General features: G+C 44.6%; 20 protein-coding genes. 15 read left to right on the top strand and 5 right to left on the bottom strand.

Annotated elements, in window-relative coordinates:
- From AC6CHQ_RS02095 to AC6CHQ_RS02070, 6 genes are all read left to right on the top strand, one after another.
- Complete coding sequence (locus AC6CHQ_RS02095; RefSeq protein ID WP_498080714.1) at positions 1-2,109, top strand: bi-domain-containing oxidoreductase; 2,109 nt, start codon at positions 1-3, stop codon at positions 2,107-2,109.
- A 239-nt stretch (positions 2,110-2,348) separates the two neighbouring features.
- Positions 2,349-3,695 carry a phenylacetate--CoA ligase family protein gene (locus AC6CHQ_RS02090; RefSeq protein WP_498080898.1) on the top strand — a complete coding sequence of 449 codons (1,347 nt, stop codon included), beginning with the start codon at positions 2,349-2,351 and terminating at the stop codon, positions 3,693-3,695.
- Between the two features lie 10 nt (positions 3,696-3,705).
- Entirely contained in the window at positions 3,706-4,779 is a 1,074-nt protein-coding gene (locus AC6CHQ_RS02085; protein WP_498080713.1) for a glycosyltransferase family protein, read from the top strand.
- Between the two features lie 19 nt (positions 4,780-4,798).
- Positions 4,799-6,049 (top strand): lipopolysaccharide biosynthesis protein, encoded by a 1,251-nt coding sequence (locus AC6CHQ_RS02080; RefSeq protein ID WP_498080712.1) that lies wholly within the window; start codon positions 4,799-4,801, stop codon positions 6,047-6,049.
- A 36-nt stretch (positions 6,050-6,085) separates the two neighbouring features.
- On the top strand, positions 6,086-7,537 hold the full coding sequence (locus tag AC6CHQ_RS02075) for a hypothetical protein (RefSeq protein WP_498080711.1): 1,452 nt from the start codon (positions 6,086-6,088) through the stop codon (positions 7,535-7,537).
- Between the two features lie 420 nt (positions 7,538-7,957).
- Positions 7,958-8,251, top strand: a complete 294-nt coding sequence (locus AC6CHQ_RS02070; RefSeq protein ID WP_498080710.1) for a hypothetical protein — start codon at positions 7,958-7,960, stop codon at positions 8,249-8,251.
- A gap of 101 nt (positions 8,252-8,352) precedes the next feature.
- Here AC6CHQ_RS02070 and AC6CHQ_RS02065 read toward each other — a convergent pair whose 3' ends face one another.
- Both AC6CHQ_RS02065 and AC6CHQ_RS02060 read right to left on the bottom strand, forming a co-directional pair.
- Positions 8,353-9,702: an ABC transporter permease gene (locus AC6CHQ_RS02065; RefSeq protein WP_498080709.1), complete on the bottom strand. Its 1,350-nt coding sequence runs from the start codon at positions 9,700-9,702 to the stop codon at positions 8,353-8,355.
- Positions 9,680-10,372 carry an ABC transporter ATP-binding protein gene (locus tag AC6CHQ_RS02060; RefSeq protein WP_498080708.1) on the bottom strand — a complete coding sequence of 231 codons (693 nt, stop codon included), beginning with the start codon at positions 10,370-10,372 and terminating at the stop codon, positions 9,680-9,682. The genes AC6CHQ_RS02065 and AC6CHQ_RS02060 overlap by 23 nt, the downstream gene beginning before the upstream one ends.
- 1,051 nt (positions 10,373-11,423) lie before the next feature.
- On the opposite strand from AC6CHQ_RS02060, the gene AC6CHQ_RS02055 reads away from it, so the two are divergent.
- Positions 11,424-11,723 (top strand): VanZ family protein, encoded by a 300-nt coding sequence (locus AC6CHQ_RS02055; RefSeq protein WP_498080707.1) that lies wholly within the window; start codon positions 11,424-11,426, stop codon positions 11,721-11,723.
- Positions 11,724-11,811: 88 nt separating this feature from the next.
- Here the strand turns inward: AC6CHQ_RS02055 and AC6CHQ_RS02050 are convergent, their stop codons facing one another.
- The gene (locus AC6CHQ_RS02050; RefSeq protein ID WP_498080706.1) at positions 11,812-12,354 is read right to left on the bottom strand and encodes a DUF6241 domain-containing protein; all 543 of its coding nucleotides are present in this window, start codon (positions 12,352-12,354) and stop codon (positions 11,812-11,814) included.
- A gap of 928 nt (positions 12,355-13,282) precedes the next feature.
- Between AC6CHQ_RS02050 and AC6CHQ_RS02045 the strand changes: the two genes are divergently transcribed.
- The 8 genes from AC6CHQ_RS02045 (at position 13,283) to AC6CHQ_RS02010 (ending at position 24,417) form a co-directional block, all read left to right on the top strand.
- Positions 13,283-14,635 (top strand): sigma 54-interacting transcriptional regulator, encoded by a 1,353-nt coding sequence (locus AC6CHQ_RS02045; protein WP_498080705.1) that lies wholly within the window; start codon positions 13,283-13,285, stop codon positions 14,633-14,635.
- Between the two features lie 74 nt (positions 14,636-14,709).
- A complete protein-coding gene (locus AC6CHQ_RS02040) occupies positions 14,710-16,032 on the top strand; it encodes an aspartate aminotransferase family protein (protein ID WP_498080704.1) in 1,323 nt (440 codons plus the stop codon).
- A 21-nt stretch (positions 16,033-16,053) separates the two neighbouring features.
- Entirely contained in the window at positions 16,054-17,421 is a 1,368-nt protein-coding gene (locus tag AC6CHQ_RS02035; protein WP_498080703.1) for a YjiH family protein, read from the top strand.
- 977 nt (positions 17,422-18,398) lie between these two features.
- Positions 18,399-19,715 (top strand): ApeA N-terminal domain 1-containing protein, encoded by a 1,317-nt coding sequence (locus tag AC6CHQ_RS02030; RefSeq protein WP_498080702.1) that lies wholly within the window; start codon positions 18,399-18,401, stop codon positions 19,713-19,715.
- 220 nt (positions 19,716-19,935) lie between these two features.
- Positions 19,936-21,285 carry a sigma-54 interaction domain-containing protein gene (locus AC6CHQ_RS02025; protein ID WP_498080701.1) on the top strand — a complete coding sequence of 450 codons (1,350 nt, stop codon included), beginning with the start codon at positions 19,936-19,938 and terminating at the stop codon, positions 21,283-21,285.
- A 196-nt stretch (positions 21,286-21,481) separates the two neighbouring features.
- On the top strand, positions 21,482-22,807 hold the full coding sequence (locus AC6CHQ_RS02020; RefSeq protein WP_498080700.1) for an acyclic terpene utilization AtuA family protein: 1,326 nt from the start codon (positions 21,482-21,484) through the stop codon (positions 22,805-22,807).
- Complete coding sequence (locus AC6CHQ_RS02015) at positions 22,800-23,108, top strand: AtuA-related protein (protein WP_498080699.1); 309 nt, start codon at positions 22,800-22,802, stop codon at positions 23,106-23,108. Before AC6CHQ_RS02020 ends, AC6CHQ_RS02015 begins: the two co-directional genes overlap by 8 nt.
- 19 nt (positions 23,109-23,127) lie before the next feature.
- On the top strand, positions 23,128-24,417 hold the full coding sequence (locus AC6CHQ_RS02010) for a CitMHS family transporter (protein ID WP_498080698.1): 1,290 nt from the start codon (positions 23,128-23,130) through the stop codon (positions 24,415-24,417).
- Positions 24,418-24,815: 398 nt separating this feature from the next.
- On the opposite strand, the gene AC6CHQ_RS02005 is transcribed toward AC6CHQ_RS02010, so the two are convergent.
- A complete protein-coding gene (locus AC6CHQ_RS02005) occupies positions 24,816-25,721 on the bottom strand; it encodes a VOC family protein (protein WP_498080697.1) in 906 nt (301 codons plus the stop codon).
- Complete coding sequence (locus AC6CHQ_RS02000) at positions 25,714-26,508, bottom strand: IclR family transcriptional regulator (RefSeq protein ID WP_498080696.1); 795 nt, start codon at positions 26,506-26,508, stop codon at positions 25,714-25,716. Before AC6CHQ_RS02000 ends, AC6CHQ_RS02005 begins: the two co-directional genes overlap by 8 nt.
- Between the last annotated feature and the right edge of the window lie 9 nt (positions 26,509-26,517).

The following is a 26,517-nucleotide window of genomic DNA, read 5'->3' as shown; positions in this document are numbered from 1 at the left end:
ATGAAACAACTATTTCTGATGGTAAATGACGGATCCGTAAAGTTAGTTGATACTCCTCCACCCACGGTGAAGGATAATTATGTACTGGTTGAAACGCTTTACTCAATTGTTAGTGCTGGAACTGAGAGAGGGCTTACTTCCTTTGGAGGTAAAAATCTAATCCAGAAAGCATTGGAACGACCTGATCAGGTTAAAAAGGTTACAGAAAAAATGTCAACTGATGGAGTACTAACTACAATCGACTCAGCATTTAATCGTCTTAAAGAACCAATGCCTATGGGTTATTCAGGTGTAGGTAAAGTTATAGCTTGTGGAAGAGGTGTATCAGAAGTTGAGGTAGGTGATTTAGTTGCAATGGCTGGTCAAGCCTACCATAGTGAAGTAAATCGTGTGAATAAAAACTTAATAGTTAAAATACCTAATGAATTGAAGGACTTCCGTCAGGGAGCATTATGCGCTTTAGGTGGAATAGCCTTACAAGGTATACATCAGGCACAAGTTGTTCCGGGGGAGACAGTTGCTGTAGTTGGACTTGGTCTATTAGGTCACATCACAGCTCGTATTTTAAATGCTTATGGGTGTGATGTTATTGGTTATGATATCATTGATAAATCGCTTCCAGGAACAAATCTAAAAGCTTTTGTAAATTCTAATGATGAAAATGCAGAAGATATAACTAAGTCTCTTACAAAAGGAAGAGGAGTAGATAAAGTCATCATAACAGCCGCCGCAAATAACAATGCCCCTATGGATTTAGCGGCAGCCATTGCTCGCGACCGTGGAACTATATGTATGATAGGTGTAACTCAAATGAATATAGATAGACGACCCTATTACGAGAAAGAACTAACATTTACAATAGCTCGCTCGTATGGTCCTGGTAGATATGATCCGAATTATGAAGAAAAAGGATTTGATTATCCAATAGGGCATGTTCGTTTTACTGAAGGTCGTAATATTGAAGAGTTTATCAGGTTGATTGCTGAGAAAAGAGCTGACTTTGCTGATTTAATTACACATGAAATTGATTTTGACGATGCTGAAAGTGCTTATGAAATAATCACTACTAATAAGCGAAGAGAAAAATACATCGGAATATTACTTAAATATTCTCCGAATAAAAGTAAATGGGAAAGTGTAGTTCAAAATACAAAGAAGATAACAATAGATAAGAAGCAAATTACAGTAGGGTTGATTGGTGCAGGAAACTTTTCAAAAAACACACTGCTACCAATAATGAACGATACGGGCTTATATCATTTAAAAGCTCTAGCTACTACTGGAGGAGTAGGCGCAGCTCAAGCAAAAGAAGTGTTTCCATTTAACTATGTAACTAATGATTATACAAAATTATTGGGAGATAAAGAAATAGACTTAATAGTTATCTCTACTCAACACAATAGTCATGCAAAATTTATTATAGAAGCGCTTGAAGCCGGAAAACATGTATATTGTGAAAAGCCACTATGTTTAACTTTAGAAGAACTTGATAGAATTGAGAAGGCTTACAGAAAAAATGAAGGAGAATTATTCTGTGGAATGAATCGGAGACACGCTCCATTAGTCCAGCAGATAAAAAGTAATCTTGCTACAGATAAAATTCCGGCTGTATATGACTATATCGCCAATGCTGGTTTTATTCCTGAAGATCATTGGACCCAAAATGAAAAAGTTGGTGGAGGAAGGGTTATTGGTGAAGCATGTCACTTTGTTGATGTAATTCAATATTTGGACGGTAGTGAGTTGTTATCTATAAATGTAACTTTTGCTCAAAATGAATCATACCCGAAAAAGGACAATGCAATTATTACACTGTTTTTTAAATCAGGAGCAATTGGAAATATTATTTACACTTCAATGGGATCAAAGAAATATCCTAAAGAACAGCTTAGAGTCTTCTCAAACGGTATAGTTTGTGAAATGGATAATTACATTAAAATGAATCAGTATGGAAGCGTTAAGAAATCTAAACTTAAATTGCGTCAAGATAAAGGTATCTACAACGAATATAAATACATCTATAATGTACTAAAGGGTCAAGAAAAGAATACTGTAATTGAGGATGCGTTTATTAATCATCGTTTACTAATAAAGGGGATTAATAAATGATATTTGTTGGATGTAGTTTGGCCTAAAGAACTCTCTCGGTGATAAAACTTATGTAGTATGTGGGGAATTTAACACTTGGATAATTTAAAAGAGGACGTTAATTAAATTACGGGATATAATTACTGCGAAAAAATATATCTACTGATTCTAGTATTGAGTCATTAGAGGCATTAATTTATAAGTTGTCTTCTAGTCACTAAAAAAGAGGGCAAAGTTAGGGGGTACATAATTTGAATAAGATGGATTTATACTATAAATTACCCGTATTCTTGCAAAATCTTGCTTGCTACTACGAAGGGAAAAAAATTGATAAGGCAAGATATAACAAGTTTTTCTGGGCTTATTTAAAAGAATATGAAGCAAGAAATAATTGGTCATACGAACAATTGGCTACATATCGTGATAAAAAGTTACAGAAAATGATTAAACACTGTTATGAAACAGTACCTTATTACAAAAAACAATTTGACTATATTGGGTTAGATTATCGAACAATTAAATCTAAAAGTGACTTAAAGTTATTGCCGATTCTTACAAAAGATGAAATTAAAAAAGAACCTAGTGCTTTTATGTCTTCTGCAATTCCTAGAAGAAAGCTAAAGATTCATTATACAGGTGGAACAACAGGCAGTGGGTTAGCGTTTTATACAACTGACAAAGAAGAAGCAGAGCAATGGGCTGTTTGGTGGAGATATCGGAGAAACTTGGGCATTGACTTTAATATGTGGTGTGGAAACTTTGGAGGCAAGACCATAGTTCCTGTCAATAACAAAAAGCCACCATTTTGGAGATATAATTCACCAGGAAAGCAGGTGTTTTTTAGTGGGTATCATATAAATGAAAAAACTGCAAAGTATTATGTTGAAGAAATTAAAAGAAGGAAATTACAATGGTTGCATGGATATCCTTCTAACTTGGCAAATTTGGCATCATATATGCTTACACAGGGAATAAAACTTGATGTGAAATTTGTAACTATTGGCTCAGAAAACCTCTATGAATACCAATCCGATTTAATAAAAAGAGCTTTTAACACAAAACCGATTCAACATTATGGATTAACTGAGGGAGTTGCGAATTTTTCGCAGAATATTGATGGTGAAATATATGTGGATGAGGATTTTAGTGTAGTAGAATTTTTACCTACTGATATTGCTTCCTCTTCTATTATTGGAACATCACTTTCAAATTGGGCAATGCCTCTTCTAAGGTATGACACGGGTGATCAAGCAATCGTTAATATAGACATGAAAAATAATCAATTCGGTGGCCGAATTGTTGATAAAATAAGTGGAAGAACTAATGAGTTTGTAGTTTTAAAGAACGGTTCTCAGGTATCCTCTGCTGCATTAAGTTTGGTTTTTAAAGAAATTGTTGAGATTAGAGATGCACAGATTGTTCAAAAGAGTAAAGACTTGATTTTAGTAAGAATTGTACTAACTGATGCAGATTTCGATCAAAGTAAAATTACTAGAGCTTTAAAAGAGCGCTTAGGGAATAAAATGAATATATCCTATGAAATTGTTGAAAATATCCCTCGCACCTCAAGAGGAAAAAAAAGACTTGTAATATCTGAAATACAATAAGGAGTACTTTATGAGAAATAAAAAGATATGTATCATAACACTTAGAAATCTTTATGCGATAACAAGCCTTCCTAAATATAAAAAGAGTTTTGATAATAAAAAATTTGATATAATTTATTGGGATCGACATGATATCGATGAAGATTGTGGAGCAGACAAACACTATCCAATGAAATACAAGGTACCTAATTCAAAATTAAGTAAACTAACAGGTTATTTAAAATTTATTAGTCATACCAAAAAGATCCTAAAGAAAAATAAATACGAAAAAATAATTCTGCTTCCTACACAATCGGCAGTAATATTATATCCTTTTATAAAAAAAGAGTACAAAAAAAGATATATTCTCGATATAAGAGACTATACAGCTGAAGAGAATTTTTTATTTTATTATATCCAAAAACAAATAATAAAAAACTCTGGTTTAGTTGTAATCACTTCTCCAGGGTTTAAGAAATTTCTTCCTAAACATGATTATGTAGTATCACATAATGTTACTAAAATTCCTGAAAGTTTTATTTCACAACATAAATTACGAGATAATAAAGAGAAAATTGTAATTTCTTGCATTGGTGGCATAAGGTTTCACGATCAATTTAAAAAAGTTATAAAAGTGTTTAAAAATGATAATAGGTATTTATTAAGATTTATTGGAAACGGTTCAGAGGGATTACGGGAATTTTGTATTGAAAACAGTATTAATAACGTTGAGTTAATTGGTCGATTTACGCCTGATAAAACATTAAATTATTACATGGAAACCGATATAATTATGAATTTATATGGTAATAATGACCCTTTATTAGATTATGCATTATCAAACAAATTATATTATGCTGCGATAATGGGGATTCCTATTTTAGTCTCGCCGGATACATATATGGAAGAAATAGCGGTAAAAAAAGGAGGATTTGGCTTCACTTTCGATTTAAATAATAATACCTACAGTTTAGATGAATTATACGATTACTATACCAATATAAATTGGAAGGACTTCAACAAAAAATGTTCGGATTTTATGAGCGTTGTTAGAGAAGAGGAGTTAATATTTCAACAAAAAGTAAAGGAGTTTGTGACTACATAGCACATATGTGATTTTTATGTTGAATAGATTAAAACAAAGTTCTTTTTTAAAATCAATAGTTACTCTAGCCTCTGGTTCGCTTGTTGCTCAAATTATTGTATTAGCAATATCTCCGATTTTGACAAGGCTTTATACTCCTGAAGAATTAGGAGTGTTTACTTTTGTAATTACAATAACTACAATGTTTGGAGGTATAATATGCGGGCGCTATGATATGTCTATTGTAATAGAAGAAAACGAAAAAAATACTCATTCACTTATAAAATTGTGTGTCATAATATGTTTGTTAATGAGTTTTTTGGTGAGTGTTGGGTATTACATTTATATAAGTTTAATAAATAATGATTATAATCGTTTTGATTATACCGTAATATTCGTATTTGTAATCTTGATAACCAAAGGAATAACTCAAATTCTAACAGCTTACAATAATCGAAACAGAGACTACACCCTGATAACTAAAGTCTATCTTATTAGAACTACTTCACAAAATGTGGGAATGGCATTTCTAGGATTAATGAAAAGTGGAGTCCTTGGATTGCTTTTCTCATATACCGCTGGAATGTTGTTTGGTATAAGAACTCAAATGAAATCTATAAAGCCTATTATAGCCGATGTTAAAAGAACTAAAATTTCAGAAGTTCTCAAAGTTGCAAGCTTCCATTCAAAGCAACCATTTCTTTCTGTACCGGCTCTTTTTGCTAATAATTTTTCTTATTCTTCTATTAATATTTTTATCCAAATGTTATATGGCACAGCTGCTTTGGGGATATATTCAATTTCATTTCGTGCTTTAGGTCTACCCTTAAATGTTGTAAGTGGCAACGTAGCAAAAGTTTTTTTAGAACAGGCATCTAAGGAATTTAATGAAACTGGACAATTTTTAAAGGCCTTTACGAAAACAACATTGTTTTTATCGACTTTAGCAATCCCGATGGTTATATTTATGATTTATTTTGCCCCCCCCCTCTTTGGCATAATATTCGGTGAAGGTTGGGAATTGGCTGGTGAATTCGTTAAGTTATTAGCTCCTATGTTTGGAGTAAGATTTGTGGTAACATCGTTGACACCAGGACTTCAAATTGTTAAAAAACAAGAATATGATTTGTATTTACAATCATTGTTTATAGTAATGTCTATTTCGGGATTTGTTATTTCACACTTAATGAACTTAACAATAAATAACTTCCTGATATTCATAAATATATCATTTACTTTTGTTTATTTGATTTTTTTTGTCGTTATTTTCAAATTTTCGATAAAGAAATGAATATAGGGGATGAAATAATGCGCTTTGAGGATAAATATGTTTAGAGCTAAGGATTTCATTTTTATTTTTCTAGTTAGTATAGTTTGTATTTGGTGCGCTCTTTATTTCAATCTAATGAATCAATATGAAATGTATGAAAACTTGGCGTTTTTTCCACTTGTATTTTTAGTTGTTTTTGTATTCTTTTTATATCCTATGATAGTTAAACATAAATCAATTACTATAGTGATTTTTTCAATATGTTCTGCCTTGAGATATATTTTACTTCCATTTGTCTATGCCACTAACCCTGCATTAGGCTTTTCTGGTTTTAGCACTACCAATTCAGTAATCATGGATAAAGCTATATATCTAATGATTTATGAACTTTTAGCTACTGGTTTTTTTATATTTATTATATATAGCTTAGAGGCAAATAAAAGGACCACAATTAAAGATGATGTAAGTTTTGTTGATGGGAAATTTATTTATAAAATATTTGTTCTTTTTTCTATTGCAGTTGTATCGTTATTTCCTTCAGTTTTAAATAAAATTAGTTTTTTTGTGATAGGGGCAAATACGGGAACTAGATTATCAGTTTTAGAATCTAATAACACCTTCGATAATGTAATCCTGCAAGTTTTCTTGATAGGTATATATACGGCCTTTATTTTGCTGGTTAATAACTTTAAAGATAAATTTAAGAATAATGGAAATACAGGTTATGTACTCCTAGCTGTTTTAGCAGCAATGTTGTGTATTAGCCTGATCGTAGAAGAAAGTCGATCAACTCAGGTTTATGTTGCTTTTGCTTCAATATATCTTTTGATAAGATGCTTTCCAAAATACAGAAGATTGGTAGCCGGTGTTTTAATTTTTACACTGGTAATTGTATTTTCTTTAATGACTGCTTATAGAGTTTTGGGGATTTACAAGCATGATTCTTATACATCGGCATTAGAAAATGAAAATATAAGTGAAGATTTTCTTACTAAAAATATTGAACTTTACTTATTGGGGCCGCAGAGTATTGCATCTTCTTTTATTCTAAAAGATACCATGTATGATTCGTTTACCTATGATAGAGCAATCTTTGATATATTAAGATCTTTCTTAGGAACAAATTTTTTAGTTAAAGATTCAGAAATGAAAACCACAAGTAACATATACAATTCTTTTATATATGGTGAGAATGCTGAATCTGGATATTTTCTCCAAATAACTGCCCAAGGATATCTATATTTCGGTTGGATATTTTCTCCAGTTTTACTGTGTATATTTATTTTAATTTCAAAGTTCATAGAAAATAAATTAATTAATACAAAGTCAATCTATATTGTATTTTTCGCGTCTTATATTTTAATAAGAACATCTAGCTCTATGATAGGTGGAACTTATAACGGATACATCGGAGCTATTTCTAGAATTTTAGTTCCTGTGGGTTTATTAATACTAATCCAAAAATTAGTGAATGCTTATTTCGAAAGGAAAAGGATCATTAGTACTTAAATAGGATAAATAAATCTATAACTATTCACTTATAAGTAACTAATGCTACTCGAGACGAAAAATTCTATTTCGGTTCTCAGATTGCTTAAATAGACATTACTACCATAGAGAATATTATAAACAGCTGCATGGGGGCAAGCTGTTTATAATAGCCGTTTTCTCGCAGCCTGATAAACTCTAAAAGACAATGCTAATTATGACAAAAGATCCTGCAGAATTGTGGTAACCGTATTAATGGCGTCTTACATTTCCGTATGTTTGACCGTGCTGAAGTCGGTTTCTGCTTGGTCCAGGTTGTCTATGAGTGTGCTCTGTGCTGGTTAACTCTCTGCGGTGTGGAGCACCATGAGGCTACGGTATTGTATTTAAAGGAATTTCACTTTTCATGCCGAATAATTAGGGGAGGGGGAGGGATAGCAATTGAGGTCTTTTAAGTTCAGACGCCTTGCCTTCGATGACTGGGAAAGGGTTGCCCGGGGAGTCATCGAGGAGTGCGAATATTGTCTAGAAATAAGGACGGAAAATACGGCTATAAAGCAGTATCTAAAACACCATATAGATCACCAAGTCACGATCTCTAACCCGGTCTCTTGGACTGAAAATGACTACCTTGTTCACTTAGGGGACTATAAAGCCATTTATATGGATGATGAAGGTATTATGCTGAGAAAGCTAAAAGCAAGGGAAAAGAGTGCTAAATGTGGGCGTTCTTAATGCTATAAGAATCTTTTTTGGGGAGAGCTGAAATAGTTCTATTACATTGTTGAAGAGGCTGGGGGGATCATTTTCCCTTCAGCCTCTTAAGATTATATTCCTTATTCGAATCTTAACGCCCGACTAGGCTGCAACCTAGCCGCCTTAATCGCCGGATAAACCCCGCATACAATGCCAATCAGGATAGAAGATCCAAGTGCGAGCTGGATGACCCACATCGGCAGAACAAGCGGGAAGATCGTGATGGCTCCATTCCACCATGTGACAAATCCATAACCAAGCGCCAGACCAATAATTCCTCCTGCCAGACAAAGTAGGATCGTTTCAAATAGGAACTGGAATAGGATCTCGATGGTGGAGGCGCCCAGTGCTTTTCTTATTCCAATTTCCCGTGTGCGCTCCCGAACAGACATGACCATCACATTCATGATGCCGGCACCGCTGATGACGAGTGCAGTGGCTGTGATGCCAATTAGCATGACTTGCAGGATCCTCGTGACCGTGTCGATAGCCTCTAGCATTTCAGTCTGTTTGACCGTGCTAAAGTCGGTCTCTGGGTGGTTTATTTTGACCGCTCCGTGCACGTCTTTTTCCGCCTGATCAAGGTTGTCGATGGAGTCGGCTTTGACATAGATGCTCGTCAGGTTTTCCGTGCTGGTCACCTCAAGTGCGGTCTGGACCGGCATGAGAATACTGTTATCGGAAGTCATGCCGAGAGTGGCTTCGGATTCCAGCACACCGACGACAGTGAAGGATTCTCCCTGGATGGTGACTTTCTTACCGACCAGGCTTTCTTCTTGAGTCGGTGCCTCTGCGGCACTGACTGAGTGGCCGGTTAGTCTGTCCAGCAGCTTCTGCCACCAGGTTTTCTCGGGTTCTGCTTGCTTTGAAGGATTCGTTTCAGGCAGTTCTTGTTTCTGATTCAGCAGGGAAGCGTGGATCCCGCTCCCGAGCACGACTACCCGGTTTTTATTGGCCCCTTCGTCATTCGTGAAAAATCGCCCTTCTTCAAGGGTCGTATGTAACACTTCCTGGTAGGATTCACTCGTACCCACGAGCATGCCTTCCACCGTGGTCGGCTCTCCGTTTCCATTGTCGTACTGGATGCGGCCTACCGTTTCCAGCATAGGGGTCACAGACTTGACGGATTCCAGTTTCCCGATCTCCTCGGCGTCGGTATTGGTCAATGTGCTCGGCGTACTGGACACGCCGCTCAGGAAATTATGGGCTCCGCCTTCGTCCTTCAGCACACGCCCAGGCATGACCATGATCTGTTCCGCACCGAGGCCGCCCATCTGCTTCATCACCGTATCCTTGACGCCTAGGGAGATGGCGGAAAGGGCGATGACGGCAAACACCCCGATGACCACGCCGAAGATCGATAGCAGCACCCGGAACTTATTGCTCCAGATCCCGAGGAGCGCCATCTTAAAGGCTTTGAACAGTCTCATAAGCTTGCTCCTCCTTTATCCGTCCGCCTTTCAGGTGTAGGATCCGCTCCGCCCGTTTCGCCACTTCCGGATCATGGGTGATCAGGATGATCGTCACCCCGCGTTGATGGAGTTCATCGAATATCTCCAGGATCGATTCCGTCGTCTGCTCATCCAGGCTCCCCGTCGGCTCATCTGCCAGAAGCAGGGAAGGCTCATTCACAATCGCACGCGCAATCGCCACACGCTGCTTTTGCCCGCCCGAAAGCTGATGGGGCTTCGCCTTCAGCTTTCCTTCGAGTCCGACCATTGCGAGCGCTCTTTTGACGCGGTCTCGCTTTTTTGACTGCCATTTCCGCTGGTACGCCAGCGGGAGGATCACATTCTGATACACCGATAAATTCGGGATCAGCTGATAATTCTGGAACACAAACCCGATCTCCTCATTCCGCAAGAGCGTCAGCTTTCCGTTCCCCATCCGATGAACCTTCTTATTACGGAATATGTACTCACCGCCATTCGGCCGTTCCAGCGTCCCGAGGATATTCATCAGCGTACTCTTCCCCGTACCCGAAGCCCCCATAATCGCCACATACTCACCCTCATCAAGCTCAAAATCCAGCCCCTCCAAAACCGACTCCTTACCCGCAGCCGACCGATACGACTTACTGATATTCGATAACCGGATCATCTGAAAACCTCCCACTTCGTCAGCAATAGACACGCTTCCCCCCGTACCCTCTATCTTTAACACGAAAACTAGCTCATGAAAATGGACGGAAAGGCATGAGTTGGGGAGGGGGAGGAGGGGGAATCGTAGGTGAGTGGGTTACAAATGGCATAGGCGGCCGGGAGGCTGCTCAATCATGGTGGGTTCCCACCTTCATTACGCCCAGTCCCCACCAGCACCCCTGCGAGTTCCCACCTCCGGTGGGTTGAATTCCTACCAAGCCCCTTTTGAATCCCTACCTTTAGGCTGTCAGCTCCTACCGAAATATGAACTTACTCCGATATGGTTAGTAGCTATCTAAACGACTGAGATGGGGAGTCCATAAGAAAGGTTGTTCTAGAGTCCGGAGCGCGATGCCTATCTTTATCCGAAAGATAGAGAGTTGCCATTTTCGAAATTTAGGATGTTACCACTTACGAAAATTAGGATGGAGCCACTGTATCCGAAAACAATTTCTTACGAAGCTTCATCTGAAAGCTGTTATCCTGCACACCGAATGTGTGGATTTTGCTGCGCTGAAGCAGGCGGTAAGGATAGGGCTGTGAGCGTCTGGATGCATCAGGTAACGCCCTCCTAACTTGATACTTTGATCGAAGGGGTATTATATTGTGCTCCCAAACGGTTTACTAGTTTTAGGAGAAGAGATCATTGAGAGCTGGCTTATTGGGTTAAGCAGTTGCTGGGGATGGTTACTTCTTGGAAGTGAGTGATTACCAAATAAATTGGATGGGAACACTGTTGGGGAAATATTCCTCACCATCGGGGAGGGCATGCGCGTTTGATTCTGACGTTGAATTGTTTAGAGGCTTCATCACCTCTGCGCCTTGAAAAAGATTTTAGCAGGAATGGTTTATGCTTATGAATAACGATAGAAAGAACGTCTTACCTATTTCATCAATCTATACTTTGCTGTGGGCCGTTTTCATTGTCATCGCTACATGCACGAGCGATCCACATGCCTTTTTATATGAACGCGTCGTGAGTTTTCATTTGGAATTCGCGCCCAACTTTCATGACCTGCTCATACTCAGTTGTTCACCTTCAAAGCAATTTCTACTTGATTCAGAAGACAGGGCACTTGTTATCATTTGGGGTCTTGTATGGATTACTTGTAACGTGGATCAACCGACCAGGTCAGGCGTTTGTTCTGTGTGGGTTATTTGCGTTGTTTACGGAGGTCCTTCAATTGTTCTTTCTACGCAGTGGCCGGCTTTTTGACGTAGGCATTGATTTATTGGGTATCTTCTTGGCTTATCAACTATTCATCATGTATATGAATCGACAAAGGGCAACGGATAAGCGTTTGTTTTGATGTCCGGTTGCCCCGAGTGAGCGGTTATCTTTTATAGGAGAGTGATTACCAAACGAGTCGGCAGGGAAGCTACATGTTCCCAGCCGACTTATTTATTATCCTCATCGGCTTTCCCCTCAATGAACCATTCCTCGATAAACAATAGCTCTTCCTCTTTGCTCAGCAGGCCCCTGGCTTTGCCAAGTGTGCCTTTCTGGAGTTTCCAGATATAGTTGTGGTCCTCATCGGCTTCGCTGAAGTCGCCGTTTTCCCATTTGGCGATAATCTGGATCAGTTGTTTCTTCACGTGGGGTGAATGAAACTTTTTTGAGCTGGAAACGATCGATTCGATCTGTTCAATGTTCCTTCTTGTCATAGGGATCGCTCCCCATTTCTGGTTGGCCACGATTTTCTGGTGGGTCATCTGATGCATGATGTCCAGGATCTTCTCTTCCGGGGAATTGCCGTTGACGCCCGTCCGGTCCAACCCGTCAATTTCCTTTAAGGCCTCCGTTTCCTCGAAGGTCTCTATAAACTCATCTTGCGTAAGAACTTCCTCCGGCTGCGAGTAGGAAAAGCGAGTCTGGTAAATGACGAGAGTGGCGACGGCCAGGAGCGCCAGCGCTGCAATCAGGATTCCTTTCTTCTTCATCCAATCCCTCCGGTCGGTTGTTATGTCTATTAGCTAGTTATCGAAAAGTATACGACTTCATATAGGTAAAGCCTGTCGAAGATTCGCCTGCGACATTCTTTTTTTATTGATTAGAGGAAGGCCTCCTGGCGGCCGTCTTCAATCGCATGGATGCTTAGGGCGATGCGAGGGGTCAGTAAGATTTTAAACAACGACAATAAAATCAGGAGATTTCGCTTAACGCCCGTGCTGATATTCCGGGTTCCGGATAATCAGCAGTATGTTCCAACCTTCCATTTCGAACTTGATGAGAGGGTTCGTAATAAATTGTTCGCTCTACAAACGAACTCACACTTTGTTAGAGTTTCTAATCCGCTCACTTCATCCACCTTTTCCGCCAACTGTTGATTAAACGATCAAACAGAGGCGGAGGAGAACCGTTCGCTCTTCTCTGCATTCGTGAGAGGTTGCCATTGAACTAAACTGAATAGAAGAAGGAGCTGCCGCGTCCCCCGAATATTCACCAGCGTTCTCTGACCCGTACCAATAGCTCCCCAATCCCCACCAATGGGTACCTGAGATCCTACCAAGGGGTAGTCGAACTCCTACCTATACCTATTGAGTTCCAACGTCCGGTGCAGGATGCCTTTTGGGCAAAAGTGTGTGGCTCATATGGGAAAGCACTTATTGCTTTATCAAAGTTGAGTCAATTCTTTCTCAATTTCTATTGAAAGAATATGCATCAATATGTATAGTTATATCCATCAATGAATAATCATCAAGAACTGAATAAGTCTGTCTATCACTTATTCAAGCTCATTTATTCTGCATCAAACACCTATTTAATTTAAATTATCAAAATATTTATTGCATTCAACCAATCCTTTCTGTATAGTCTTATTCAATTACGAATACTCATCTACTACGATTCCATCCCAGGAGGTGCCGCATGTCCATCTTTTCCATCAACCCGGATACCCAATTTGAGATCATTGATTCGACGGAGGAAGATCTGATTGTGACGAACCGGGACGGGGTGATTGTCCAGGCGTCGCGGATCAGCGGGCGGCATTATGGGGTGACGCCGGAGTCGCTGCTGGGCCGGTCGGTGTATGACCTGGAGCAGGAGAAGGTGTTTGTGCCGGCGATCACGCCGCTCGTCCTGAAAGAAAAGAAGAAAGTGATGCTCGTGCAGGACACGCCCAACGGGACACGTGAGCTAATCCTCGGGTTTCCGCTGTTTGATGAGGCGGGTGAAGTCGAGTATGTCATCAGCTATTCGTGCGAGTGGTCAGAGCTGATCGTCATCCAGGACTACCTGAACGAGCTGGAGACAGAGATGGCCCGGATGAAGGAGGAGCTGGATCTGCTTCGGCGTGAGACGGCGGTTCCGGAAGGGCTGGTCCTTGCTTCGCGGTCAACTTCAGAAGCTTTTGCGAGAGGGCTGGAAGCGGCGGAGCTGGATGTGTCGATTCTTCTGTACGGCGAGCATGGAACCGGAAAGGCGACACTCGCGCGTGAAATCCACGCAAACAGCCCCCGCAGTCAAGAGGTCTTCCTGACCGTGGATTGCCGGACGATTCCGGAAGCGCTGTTTGAGCGGGAGCTGACGGGTGACGCGGACGGGAAGATCGGGCTGCTGTCGATTGCGGAAGGAGGCACCTTTTACCTGGATGGCATCGACCGGCTGTCGCCGTATCTGCAAAACAGGCTGGCCGGATGGATGAAGGACAAGAGGTATCAGTCACCGGAAGGACTGGAAGTTCCGTTTGATGTCCGGATCATGGCATCCGCGGAGGCAGAATTGTCCGAAGCTGTGCAGGACGGGGCATTCAGCCGGGAACTGTATTATCTGCTCCATCTCGTGCCGATCGAGCTGCGTCCGCTCATGGAGCGGAAAGAGGACTTGTCCTTGCTGATTCCACTTTTCCTTGAGCAATTTTGCGGAAAGCACAGGGTTCAAAAAGAACTGTCCCAGCCGCTGTTTGAATATCTGCTTGAGTGTCCGTGGCCGGGCAATATCGATGAACTGGCAAATGTAATGGAGCGGCTGGTCATTGGCGGAAGGAACAAGGTGCTGACGGCTGATGATCTGCCGATGGAGTACCGCATACCGACGGGCGATTCCCTGTCGGAAATTGAGATGGACGGCCGGACGTTGCCGAGCATCCTGGAGAGTGTGGAAAAGCGGGTACTGATGGCAGCTAAGCAACGATACGGAACAACGACCGAGATGGCGAAGCGGCTGGGCATTAGCCAGCCGTCGGTCGTCCGGAAGCTGAAGAAGTACGGGGGAGAGTGACTGGGAGACGGATCCGCCCGGAGTGGAATTGGCTCCGCTCTTCTTCCATTAAAGAAAATGAGGAGGATGACATCATGACAAAACAACTTGAACATACACAGCCGGAGTGGACCGAGATGGTCGCGAACATCGGCAACTTTCTCGCCCCGAGCATGGCGAAGGACCATCCGAACCTGCCGGTGGTGAAGGCGGAAGGGTGCTATTACTTTGGTGCGGACGGCAAGACATATTTGGACTTTACGTCCGGGATTGCGGTGGAGAACGTGGGGCACCGGCACCCGAAGGTCGTGCAGGCGATCAAGGACAGTGCGGACCACCTCGTCCACGGGCCGTCCGGTGTGATCATCTATGAGTCCATCCTGAAGCTGGCGCACGAACTCCAGCAGGTGCTTCCTCCGAAACTTGATAACTTCTTTTTCGCGAATAGCGGCACGGAGGCGATCGAGGGGGCACTGAAGCTGGCGAAGCATGTGACCAAGCGGCCGTATGCCGTGTCGTTCACCGGTTGTTTCCACGGGCGGTCGATTGGCGCATTGAGTGTAACGACGTCGAAAAGCAAATACCGCAAGTACCAGCAGCCATCGTGGCTGACGTATCAGCTGCCGTATGCGTTGCCGGAGGATTTGCCGGAAGGGGCGGACCCGGAAGTGTTCTTCCCGGAAAAGCTGGAGAAGGATGCCCGCCGGCTGTTCAGCCATCAGGTGGATCCGTCGGAGGTGGCGTGCATGATCATCGAGCCGGTGATGGGAGAGGGCGGCTATATCATTCCTCCGAAGGCGTGGCTGCGGAAGGTCCGTGAGATCTGTGACCGGCACGGAATTTTGCTGATCTTTGATGAAGTCCAGACCGGGTTTGGCCGGACGGGCGAGTGGTTCGCGGCGCAGACATTCGGCGTGACGCCGGACATCATGGCGATCGCGAAGGGAATCGCGGCGGGGCTGCCATTGAGCGCGACTGTCGCATCCAAGGAACTGATGGATCAGTGGCCGCTCGGCTCGCACGGGACGACGTTCGGTGGGAACCCGATTGCGTGTTCGGCGGCGCTTGCATCTTTGGAAGTTATGAAGGAAGAGCAGTTGCTTGAGAATGCCCGTGAGGTCGGGGCGTATGCGATGGAAAGATTGTGGGAAATGAAGGAACGTTATCCGGTGATTCGGGACGTGCGCGGGCTTGGGCTGATGATCGGCATCGAGCTTTGTGATCCGGAGACAGGCGAGCCGGACGGTGCTGCGGTCATGGACGTGCTGGACCGCTGCCTGGAGAAGGGCGTCCTGTTTTACCTGTGCGGCAACTCCGGCGAAGTCATCCGGATGATCCCGCCGCTTACGGTGACGAAGGAACAAATCGACGACGGGCTCGGGATGCTTGAAGAAGCACTCCGGGAGCGCGGAAACTGACAGGGATAAGGGGGAAAATCAATGACTGTCATTAAGGGGGAGCAAGTGGTTTCAAAAGGGGCCGCCTGGAAGTTTCTGATCCCGTCTTTGATCGGGGTGCTGCTGTTCCTCGTGCCGATCAAGTGGAACGGGGAAATCACGATTGGCATCGGGGTCATGGCATCCGGCCTGCTTGGGTGGGGAAGTGCATGGATTCCCGCGTTCCTGGTTTGGATGCTCGGGTTCACTGCGGTAGCGACGCTGATTGCGGTGATGGCGAAGCCGGCGTTTGTGATGGGCAGGCCGTTTCTTAGGAACCTATTCGTCGTCGGGCCATTCGGCATCATTACACGGCTGTTCGGGTTTGCCGTCGGGGTGATGGCTTACTTTGAAGTGGGACCAGAGTTTATTTCTTCCCGTGCGACGGGCGGGGTGGTACTGTTCGACCTCGCTCCGGTATTGCTGACCTGGTTCCTGTTCGCGGGTGTCATGCTGCCTTTGTTGGTCGAGTTTGGACTCATGGAATTTTTCGGGGCATTGCTGACGCGGTTCATGCGTCCGATCTTCACGCTGCCTGGCCGCTCTTCGATTGACACGCTCGCTTCATGGATGGGCGCGGCACCGGTCGGCGTCGTCATCACGATGAAGCAGTATGACGAAGGGAACTACACGGGCCGTGAAGCCGCAGTCATTGCGACCACGTTCTCGATCGCCTCGGTCGCGTTCTCTTTGGTGGTCGCCAACGTCATCGGACTCGGCCACCTGTTCGTCCCGTTCTACCTGACCATCAGCGTCGCAAGTATCGCCGCCGCTATTATTATGCCTCGCATCCCGCCGCTTTCGCGGAAACCTGATATGTACTCTGATGGAAGTGCACGGATAGCAGAAGATGAAGCCATCCCGGACGGAGAGACCGCGATGAGCTGGGGCTGGAAACTGGCGCTCAAGAAAGCAGAGACAACGAAAAGTGCGAAAGGCCTCGTCAAAGACGGCGTCGGCACGGTCCTAGATATCTGGCTCGGCCTCATCCCGCTCGTCATGAGCCTCGGCGCACTCGCACTGATTGTGGCCGAGTTCACGCCGATCTTTAACTGGATCTCTTATCCTTTAGTGCCTTTGTTGACATGGATGGGCCTGCCGGAAGCCGCGGCGGCCGCCCCGACCATGCTCGTCGGCTTCGCCGACATGTTCCTTCCGTCGGTTATCGGGAGCGGCATCGAAAGCGAACTGACAAGGTTTGTAGTGGGGACGCTGTCGTTGACACAGCTCATCTACATGTCGGAGATTGGGATATTGATTTTGAGGTCGAATATTCCTGTTAGTTTCCTGGATCTGGTCGTGATCTTCATCCAGCGTACGGTGATTACACTGCCGATTATTGTCTTGATCGCGCATTTGTTTGTGTTTTGAATAGGGGAGATGGAGAAAAAGCAGCCGCAGCGGCTGCTTTTTCTGGTTGGAGGGGGTGAGTTCCTACCTATGGGTGCTTGAGTTCCTACCAAGGGGGATGTGAGTTCTCACCTTCGGTGTCTGAATCCTTACGTAAGGGTGCTGAGTGGTTACCTTTTTGGGGTGGGTGGTTACTTGAAAGAAGATAGAAAAAGCATCCCGCTCCCCATTTGATAATAGGAGTTCCGGATAACTAAAAGTTTGTTCCAACCTTCCATTTCCAACTTGATGAGGCGGTTCATAATGACCTGTTTACTCTCCAAATGGATCTACTAACCCAATCTGCTCACTCCAACTACCTAATTCGCCAACTGTTGATTAAACCTGTAAATTAATCACGAAAGCTAAAAAGTCAGAATAGATTGATTTATAAGATCGATAGGTTATAATAACCAATAGGAACGAATGTTCTAAAGGGATAGGAGGTGATCTTATGGCTATATATGTGCTTAATACCAAGCAACAATCCAATGGGGATCGAGAAGTTCACGAAAAAAGTTGCTTTTGGGCACCTGCTTACACATATGAGGATTTGGGGAGCCACTCTTCCTGTGAGTCTGCGGTTAGAAAAGCCAAGTCCAAGCATCCCACCTGGAAAATCAACGGATGTATCCATTGCTCGCGTGACTGCCACACATCGTGATCTAAGACGATGATGAAGGCTTAGACTAAGAGGACTTCTGAAAAGTGTGTCAAAAATTCTTTTGTTGCGACGACTGTGATGACTCTGGTAGTGTACCGGGGTCATTTTTGATATTTCTTTTGGGCAATTTTGTGATTATTACGTTAGGTTTCAGAGTGCTTACCTCTTTGGGGTGAGTGGTTATATCCCTGCAAGTCTATCAGTTAATGTGTTGTACAAAAGAGAATAGGACTTTGAACGTATAAGATGTGGTATTGGTGAGTGCCAATGGGGAAGTGCAAGAAGGAGGATGAAAATGGCTTTAGTTAAAACTACAAAAGCAACCTTATTCGACGAGCTAGAGCTGAAAGGGTTTTGGTGGATACCTGGAAGTGATCAAGAAGTGCCAGGGATTCTCTTCTATACTGAGGATGAAATTAGGTTGGAGATTTTCGGCTCATTGAAAGAAATCAAGTATGGCCAACAAAGTCATCTGGAATTAATCCATGGAAGAACAGATAAGGGAGAAGTCATTACACTAATGTCATGCTTTCCCTTAAATCTTTCAATTAGCTACCCTGGCTTTCCTACTGAGTCATACTCAATGCAATCATTCTTGGTAGGAGCCCATATTGATTCACTTGATTCATCCCAATGGAAGGCCGTTTCAGTTATACCTACCTATATGGCCACATGGTTAGGGAGAAAAGTTTATACGCATGAATGGACAGAGGATGGATTAATAAACCAAGTAACCTTTAAAAAACCTAGTTCCCTTTTTAAAGTCTATATCCCTACAATGGATATGGAGGTTAGTGAGAACTATATACATACACCCTCCTACAATCATGGTGAACTTACATTAAACTGGTCTTATAAAAGCATATTGAGGATTTCTCCAAAAGACACACGAAACTTTGAATGGCTTCGTAAGCGATTATTATCTATACAGAGTCTATTAGCAATTTTAACTGGTTTACCGATTTATTTTGAACGAATTTCTTTCCTGCTTGAGAGAAAAGGGGAAGATACTAACGAATATTGTCGTTGGTTTTATCTCCAGAATAGGAAAAAGAAAACGCCTAAAGCAACAACTGAAAGAGATTTCTTGCTGCCATTCAATGAGATTGAAGCGTCGTTTGGAGAAATATTAATAAACTGGTTTAACAAAGAAGAGCAATTAAGAGTGGTTTATGATTTTCATTCATCCGGATACTTTCAAGCTGTTCATCTTGATTCGAGTTTTCTAAATGCAGTTCAATCCATGGAGGTATACCACAGAAGGATGCGGCAAAAAGAAAGAAGATACTTGAAACAGCGGATTAATGCTCTATTCGAAGAGTTGGAGCCAGCCACGTTAGAATATATATTCGGAGAAGGTAAGGACTATGCAACATTTACAAATCAAATTGTCGATACTAGAAATTATTTAACCCATTTTGATAATGAGAAAAAATATTTATTAGTGACAGTTGATGAGAAGTTTTATGCAATTATGAGGATGAGAGCGTTAAATTCGATATTTCTTTTTAAGGAGTTAGGGATTAGTGAGAATGTTATTCTAAGCTACCTTAAAGAGAGTAAACAGTACTCTTATTCTATTGAACGAGCGAAAAGTTATTTGATCAAGTAATTGCAAAGTGGATGGTGAACCTTATTTTGCTTGCTTTCATACGGCGGGTTTCTTAGTGTTTATCTTTGTTGGATGAGAAGCTACTTGAAGAGTTTTCACTAAGAAAAAACACTATACCTTTATAATATAAATGTTGACGGGGGATATTGATAAGCAGTTCTATCGGATTACATGAGTGACTATATCAAGATGGATATAGAATGCACGGGCATATAAGGGGATGGTGACAATCCGACAGACAGCAGAGTGGTGGAAGGCGATCGTGGAGTCGATCAATGACGGGGTATTGGCCATCGACCGGGAGGGGATTGTGCGGACGATCAATCCTGAATATACGAGAATCACAGGGGTGACTTCTGATATCCTCGGAAAGCCATTGGTTTCTTACCGGCCCGGTGCCAGGTTGCCGCATACGCTCGCCACTGGGGAAAGCCAGGTGGGGGTATACCGGAAAACTCATGACCGGGAATATATTGTCGATATGGCCCCTGTCATGGTAGAGGGTGAAATTGTTGGAGCGGTCTCTGTGTGCAAGAGCCTGAATGAAGTGCAGGTTCTGACTCGGGAACTTGAACAGCAGCGCCAGCGGGTCCGAGAACTGGAAGAGCAGATGGATGCGCTACATAAAGTGCGATATGTATTTGAAGATATTATCACAAAGAATGCCAAAATGAACGAACTGATTGCGGTGGCCAAGAAGACAGCCAAGACCGATTTGCCGATTCTGATCAAGGGTGAGAGCGGGACGGGCAAAGAGCTGTTTGCGCAATCCATCCATCATTCCAGCGAACGTTCATCCAAACCGTTTATCGCGGTGAACTGTTCTTCGATACCTGCTGATATGATTGAAAATGAACTGTTTGGCCATGCAGGCGGCGCTTTCCCGGGTGCATCGGACAACGGAAGGCAAGGTTTGTTTGAAGTGGCGCACGGAGGGACGCTGTTTTTGGACGAAGTCAGTGATTTGTCCATTGATGTTCAGGCGAAGCTGCTTCGTGTCCTGCAGGAAGGGACCATCCGGAGGATCGGCGAGGGCGCGGAGCGTAAGGTGGATGTGCGGATTGTGGCTTCGACCCACAGGGATCTGGATCAGCTCATCACGAAAGGGCTGTTCCGGGAAGATTTTCTGTATCGGCTGAACACGATCGCTTTGGGGATTCCGCCGTTGCGTGAACGGAAAGAAGATATTCCGTTTATTACACGGTCCATATTGAATGGGAAGTTTAGAGTGGATGATGAAGTGATGCGCCTGTTCATGAAGTATGACTGGCCGGGGAACATCCGGGAACTGCGCAATACCCTCGATTATGCCATGTGCCTGGTCAATGAGGGTGAGCGCATTTCAATGAGCGACCTGCCTGATGTGCTGCAAAAACAGCATCAATTGTACAATGAGGAACCGAAAGTGTTTCCGCTGCATGAAGCGGTGGAGGAAGCCGAAAAAGCGATCTTACAGTCCGCCTTGCAGTCCAGCGGATCGACCGTAGAGGACCGCCAGGAAGTGGCGAAATCGCTTGGAATTTCGCTCGCTACTTTGTATAACAAAATGAAGAAATACGATATCAAATGACCCATTCTAATTTTCTGGAATGAGCCATTACTTATTCAATGAAGTCGGAATTGCAATGAGGACAACGGTTTGGGATGAGAAAACACGTTATCTATTCTAATCATTTGGAAGAAGAAATGCCCTGAATCCAGGCATTTCTTCTTTTTGCTTTGATACCATTTATAGAGACAGATTGACTAAACAACGGGGTGATGACATGTTGCGGATTGGATCAGGGGCCGGCTTCTCGGGAGACCGACTGGAACCTGCCGTGAAACTTGCTGAAGAAGGGGAACTGGATTATCTGGTGTTGGAGTGTTTGGCAGAGCGGACGATTGCGCTTGCCCAGAAGCGTAAGAAAGCGGACGCTTCACTCGGATATGATCCTTTGCTTGAAAAGAGGGTTCGTTCTTTACTGCCGATCCTGCTGGAAAAGAAGGTTCGCCTGATTACCAACATGGGGGCGGCAAACCCTGTGGGCGGTGCCCGAAAGATTATTGAGATTGCCGAAGAGATGGGATTGTCCGTGAAAGTTGCCGCAGTGACCGGTGATGACGTGCTGCCATATGTGTTATCCAACCGGGATTCCATTCAGTTCAGTCCGGCATTAAATGAAAGCGCTGACATTGTTTCCGCAAATGCCTATATGGGAGCTTCTTCAATTCTCCCGGCGATTGAAACTGGTGCAGACATCATCATCACGGGAAGGGTGGCCGACCCGTCATTGTTCCTGGCGCCGATGATTCATCATTTTGATTGGTCGATGGAGGACCATGACCTATTGGCAAAAGGGACGGTGATCGGCCATCTGCTGGAATGCGGGGGCCAATTGACCGGCGGCTATTTCGCCGACCCGGGAAAAAAAGATGTGAGCGGCATGGCATCACTCGGTTTCCCCTTGGCTGAAGTGCAGTCTGATGGATCAGCGTTGCTGACGAAGTTGCCGGGTACTGGAGGGGCACTGACATTGCGCACGGTGAAAGAACAGCTTTTGTATGAAGTGATGGATCCGTCCGCGTATATCACGCCCGATGTGATTGCTGATTTTACGACTGTTCAATTGCAGGAGGACGGAGAGGACCGAATTTTGCTGACTGGAGGAAACGGGAAGCAGCGGCCTGATGAGCTGAAGGTTAGCATCGGTTTTGATGCCGGCTTTATCGGTGAAGGAGAAATCACGTACGCCGGTGCCAATGCGGTAGGACGCGCGGAATTGGCGGGTGCCATTATCCGGGAGCGACTGACGGATACTTTTGAAGAACTAAAAGTGGATTACATCGGGGTGACTTCTGCTCACCGTGGCTCTTTTGACCATCCGGGAACCCCATACGAAGTCCGTCTTCATGTTGCCGGCAAAACTCATGAACTCGAAAAAGCCAAAATGATTGGCGAAGAGGTGGAGGCCCTTTATACAAACGGGCCTGCCGGGGGCGGCGGCGCGCGGAAATACGTGAATGAAGTGGTTGGCATCGTGTCCGGGATGATTCCGAGAGACAATGTCGAACCGGACTTCACGGTCATGGAGGTGGAGGCAAATGACTAAGTTATATGAACTGGCTCATAGTCGGGCAGGGGATAAGGGGGATGTCCTCATGCTGTCGCTGATTCCTTATGAGGAGGAACTATACGGGGCGTTGCGGGAGCAAGTGACTGCGGAGCGGGTGAAGGAACATCTGCAGCACATTGTGAGCGGCGAGGTCGAACGATACGAGATGCCGAACATCTCGGCGCTGCAGTTCGTGTGCCACGGAGCCCTGCTCGGCGGCGTGACGACTTCCTTGGGGATGGATACACACGGGAAAACATTGAGCTATGCACTGTTGGAGATGGAAATAGAGCTTTAATAAATAGGGGGAAATGAATATGCTGGCTCTGTTGGGCTTTCTGACAATTGTGGTGTTTCTGGCGCTGATCCTGACGAAACGGGTATCGGTCATCGTGTCTTTGATACTCGTTCCGGTCGTCTTCGCCCTGATTGGGGGGTTCTGGGGTGAAATGGGCGGATTCATGCTGGACGGCGTCATCAGCGTCGTTCCGACCGGGATCATGCTCGGGTTCGCGATTTTGTACTTTGGTGTCATGAACAATGCTGGGTTGTTCGACCCGCTCATCTCCCGTGTATTGCGGGCAGTGAAAGGAGATCCGCTCAAGGTGGTCGTGGGCACCGCAGTCATCGCGATGCTCGCACACCTGGACGGATCAGGGGCATCGACATTCCTGATTACCATCCCGGCATTGCTGCCGCTTTACATTAAGCTGGGCATCAGCAGAATCGTACTGGCGGGAATCGTGGCGCTCGGAGCGGGCGTCATGAACCTGTTGCCCTGGGGCGGACCGACCGCGCGTGCCGCATCTGCGCTGGAGCTCGATGCCAGCGCCATCTTCAACCCGGTCATCCCTGCGATGATTGCGGGGATTATCTGGGTATTGTTCGTAGCATATTGGATCGGCCGGAAAGAGCGGAAACGGCTCGGAATAGCGGATGTAGAGTACGACTTCCATGCGGAACTGTCGGATGAAGATAAAGCGATGAGACGGCCGAAACTATTCTGGTTCAACCTGTTGCTGACGATTATCACGATCGTCGCACTCGTAAAAGTATGGCTTCCGCTGCCGATCATCTTCATGCTGGCCTTCGCAATCGCGGTCATCATCAACTACCCGAAGCCGGAAGACCAGATGGAACAGGTCAGGACGCAGGCAGTCGGCATGATCACCGTGGTCTCCATCATTTTCGCGGCGGGTGTCTTCACCGGCATCTTATCCGGCACGGGCATGATCACTGAAATGGCCAATGCGCTCGTCAGCATCATTCCTGACGAAGTCGGCGGCATGATGGGCGTGATCGTCGCATTGATCGGGATGCCGCTCAGCCTGCTGTTTACACCGGATGCCTTTTACTTCGGCGTCCTGCCGATTGTAAGTGAAACGGCAGCTGCGTACGGAGTCGAAGCGGCAAGTATCGGCAGCGCGGCCATCCTCGGCCAGATGACCACAGGCTTCCCGCTCAGTCCATTAACTGCCTCAACATTCCTTTTGATCGGACTCGCAGGCGTCGAACTCGCGGACCATCAGAAGTTTGTATTCAAGTGGGCGTTTGGCACGACGATTGTCATGACGATTGTAGCGGTGATTACTGGGGTGATTATTTGATTAAATGTAACGTGAAAAGCAGCCCTTGCGGCTGCTTTTTCATATTTGTTGGGCCATCACTCCCCAATCACTACCAATGGGTACCTGAATCCCTACCTACCCCAACCCCAGTTCCCACCTCACCCCACATGAGTTCCTACCATTTGAATGTGAGTGATTACCCTGGTGGTCTGAGTGATTACCCTAGCGTCTATTAAGCTGTCGGCTTCAGGCCGACAAATTCATTCAGCTGGATCTCGATGCGGCTGACTAGACGATTGAATGCTAATCTTTGTGGCGATAAAAGAGAGGTTGGTTATGACACCTTTATAATAGTAGGATCACGTTACAATCGCTCAATACAAAAAAGAAGCATCTGGCCCTTAAGCCGGATGCTTTAACTATATACAGAACAGCTATTAAATTGGCTGTAGTTCAGTTTTCTTCAGGACAGCATCCAGAATGGTCGTCTCATACTTGGTGTACCATGCACAGTTATCTTCCCAAACCCGAGGCTTAAGCGGAAGTTCTTCATGCCAGGGGCGCGGATCGAATTGACCGAGCGGTTTGATGTATTGGTCCATATCGATGTAGAGCTCGATAAGATTCAGCTCAGGATCATGATGATAGGTAGCCATATTGTGTCCTGCGGTATGGCGGGACGGTCCCCAGACGATCGGCATTTCGTTTTTCGCAAGAATATCAGCGGAACGGACATGGTGACTTGTATCCTTGAGTTCAAATGCGATGTGGTGCATCATTTTATGGCCAAATGAGGAAACGTTCAACACGTGATGGTCCGTATTGCAGGTCAGGAAGGTAGCACGGGTTCCGATGGTGTCCGTGTAGCTAAAGTTCAAGACATTCATATAGAAATCAGTCGATTTCTTGGCATTCATTGAACCAATTGCGATATGGCCCAGTTTAAATGGGCTGATGCCATTTTCTTTATAGCCTGGGGCAGGGGTTTCAATCTCATGGAAGAGTTGAAGCGTGAAGCCGTCGGGATCTTGGAGTTCCACGAGCTGACGAACACCTGGGCGTGCATCTGACTTTACTTCTGCGCGGATTCCTTCCGCAACGAGAATCTTCACCACATCGTTCAGTTCCACATTGTGTTCGATTTGATAGCCGATGACATCAAGCGAACTTTCGTTGGAGTGTTTCAGGACAACCGAATGATGGTCTGTTCCGCTGCTGATGTAGGCGATGTCATTGGTTTTATCCGTTACCGTCATCCCCATGACATTTGAATAGTAATTCTCCATTTTTTCGGCGTCCAGACAATTGAACTCGGCGTAACCCAGTTTAAATGGCTTAATCATGTATGCCGCTCCTCTCGAGTTCCTGAAATTTAGAGTTCATCGTTTGCTCTTCTGTTGAACAGAATTCACTGATGTCCTGCGCTGCGCGGATCGTGAGCTCAATGAGCTTTTCTGCATTATAAATCTCATGCATCGACGTCTTGTACACAAGGGACAGACTCCCCTTTAATGTGTTGTTCTTAAAGACCGGTGCCGCAATGCCTGTCACGCCATCATCCAATTCCCCGTGGGAGAGGTAATAGCCTTGCTTTCTGATCGCCGCCAGATTCGATTTGAATTCCTCAAAGGTGCTGCCCATATCTGCTTCGCGGATATCATCGGCATATGATTCATACAGCCTGGCGATATGCGCGCGGGGCAGAAAGGCAATCATCGCTTTTGAGGTGGAACCATAAAAGAGGGGATGCGGCTGTCCGCGCTCATAGATCACATTGGACGGATGGCCTTCAGGCGTTTCAATATGCGCAATCAGGACTTCATCGTTATAAATATTGCTGAGCAAAACCTCACATTGAGTCAGGTTGCAGAGCTGTTTCATCAATGGAATACCGGCTGAAATAACCGGGTCGGTCTGACGGATGTGGCAATCAAGCTTGATGATCTTCGGGCCGATCGAGTACTGCCCGTTGTCGCTCACGAGTAAACCCGCATGGGTCAGTTCCCGCAAGTAGCGGTAACCGGTCGGTTGACTGAGTCCGAAATACTGGATGACTTCATCAGCCGTCCAAATCGGCTTCTCTGCTGTAAATAGATCTAGAATCTGCAACACTCTTTGTATGCTGGACATTAAATTTGC

The sequence above is a fragment of the Bhargavaea sp. GQ12 genome (assembly GCF_059758705.1).
The sequence above is the reverse complement of the archived record's forward strand: the minus strand, read 5'-3'. Positions and strand labels throughout refer to the sequence as shown.

Excerpts from the sequence above, each read along its gene's own strand:
- AC6CHQ_RS02095 (WP_498080714.1), top strand. The coding sequence starts at position 1 with ATGAAACAACTATTTCTGATGGTAAATGACGGATCCGTAAAGTTAGTT.
- AC6CHQ_RS02090 (WP_498080898.1), top strand. The coding sequence starts at position 2,349 with ATGGATTTATACTATAAATTACCCGTATTCTTGCAAAATCTTGCTTGC.
- AC6CHQ_RS02085 (WP_498080713.1), top strand. The coding sequence starts at position 3,706 with ATGAGAAATAAAAAGATATGTATCATAACACTTAGAAATCTTTATGCG.
- AC6CHQ_RS02075 (WP_498080711.1), top strand. The coding sequence starts at position 6,086 with ATGTTTAGAGCTAAGGATTTCATTTTTATTTTTCTAGTTAGTATAGTT.
- AC6CHQ_RS02065 (WP_498080709.1), bottom strand. The coding sequence starts at position 9,702 with ATGAGACTGTTCAAAGCCTTTAAGATGGCGCTCCTCGGGATCTGGAGC.
- AC6CHQ_RS02060 (WP_498080708.1), bottom strand. The coding sequence starts at position 10,372 with ATGATCCGGTTATCGAATATCAGTAAGTCGTATCGGTCGGCTGCGGGT.
- AC6CHQ_RS02055 (WP_498080707.1), top strand. The coding sequence starts at position 11,424 with ATGACCTGCTCATACTCAGTTGTTCACCTTCAAAGCAATTTCTACTTG.
- AC6CHQ_RS02050 (WP_498080706.1), bottom strand. The coding sequence starts at position 12,354 with ATGAAGAAGAAAGGAATCCTGATTGCAGCGCTGGCGCTCCTGGCCGTC.
- AC6CHQ_RS02045 (WP_498080705.1), top strand. The coding sequence starts at position 13,283 with ATGTCCATCTTTTCCATCAACCCGGATACCCAATTTGAGATCATTGAT.
- AC6CHQ_RS02040 (WP_498080704.1), top strand. The coding sequence starts at position 14,710 with ATGACAAAACAACTTGAACATACACAGCCGGAGTGGACCGAGATGGTC.
- AC6CHQ_RS02035 (WP_498080703.1), top strand. The coding sequence starts at position 16,054 with ATGACTGTCATTAAGGGGGAGCAAGTGGTTTCAAAAGGGGCCGCCTGG.
- AC6CHQ_RS02030 (WP_498080702.1), top strand. The coding sequence starts at position 18,399 with ATGGCTTTAGTTAAAACTACAAAAGCAACCTTATTCGACGAGCTAGAG.
- AC6CHQ_RS02025 (WP_498080701.1), top strand. The coding sequence starts at position 19,936 with ATGGTGACAATCCGACAGACAGCAGAGTGGTGGAAGGCGATCGTGGAG.
- AC6CHQ_RS02020 (WP_498080700.1), top strand. The coding sequence starts at position 21,482 with ATGTTGCGGATTGGATCAGGGGCCGGCTTCTCGGGAGACCGACTGGAA.
- AC6CHQ_RS02015 (WP_498080699.1), top strand. The coding sequence starts at position 22,800 with ATGACTAAGTTATATGAACTGGCTCATAGTCGGGCAGGGGATAAGGGG.
- AC6CHQ_RS02010 (WP_498080698.1), top strand. The coding sequence starts at position 23,128 with ATGCTGGCTCTGTTGGGCTTTCTGACAATTGTGGTGTTTCTGGCGCTG.
- AC6CHQ_RS02005 (WP_498080697.1), bottom strand. The coding sequence starts at position 25,721 with ATGATTAAGCCATTTAAACTGGGTTACGCCGAGTTCAATTGTCTGGAC.
- AC6CHQ_RS02000 (WP_498080696.1), bottom strand. The coding sequence starts at position 26,508 with ATGTCCAGCATACAAAGAGTGTTGCAGATTCTAGATCTATTTACAGCA.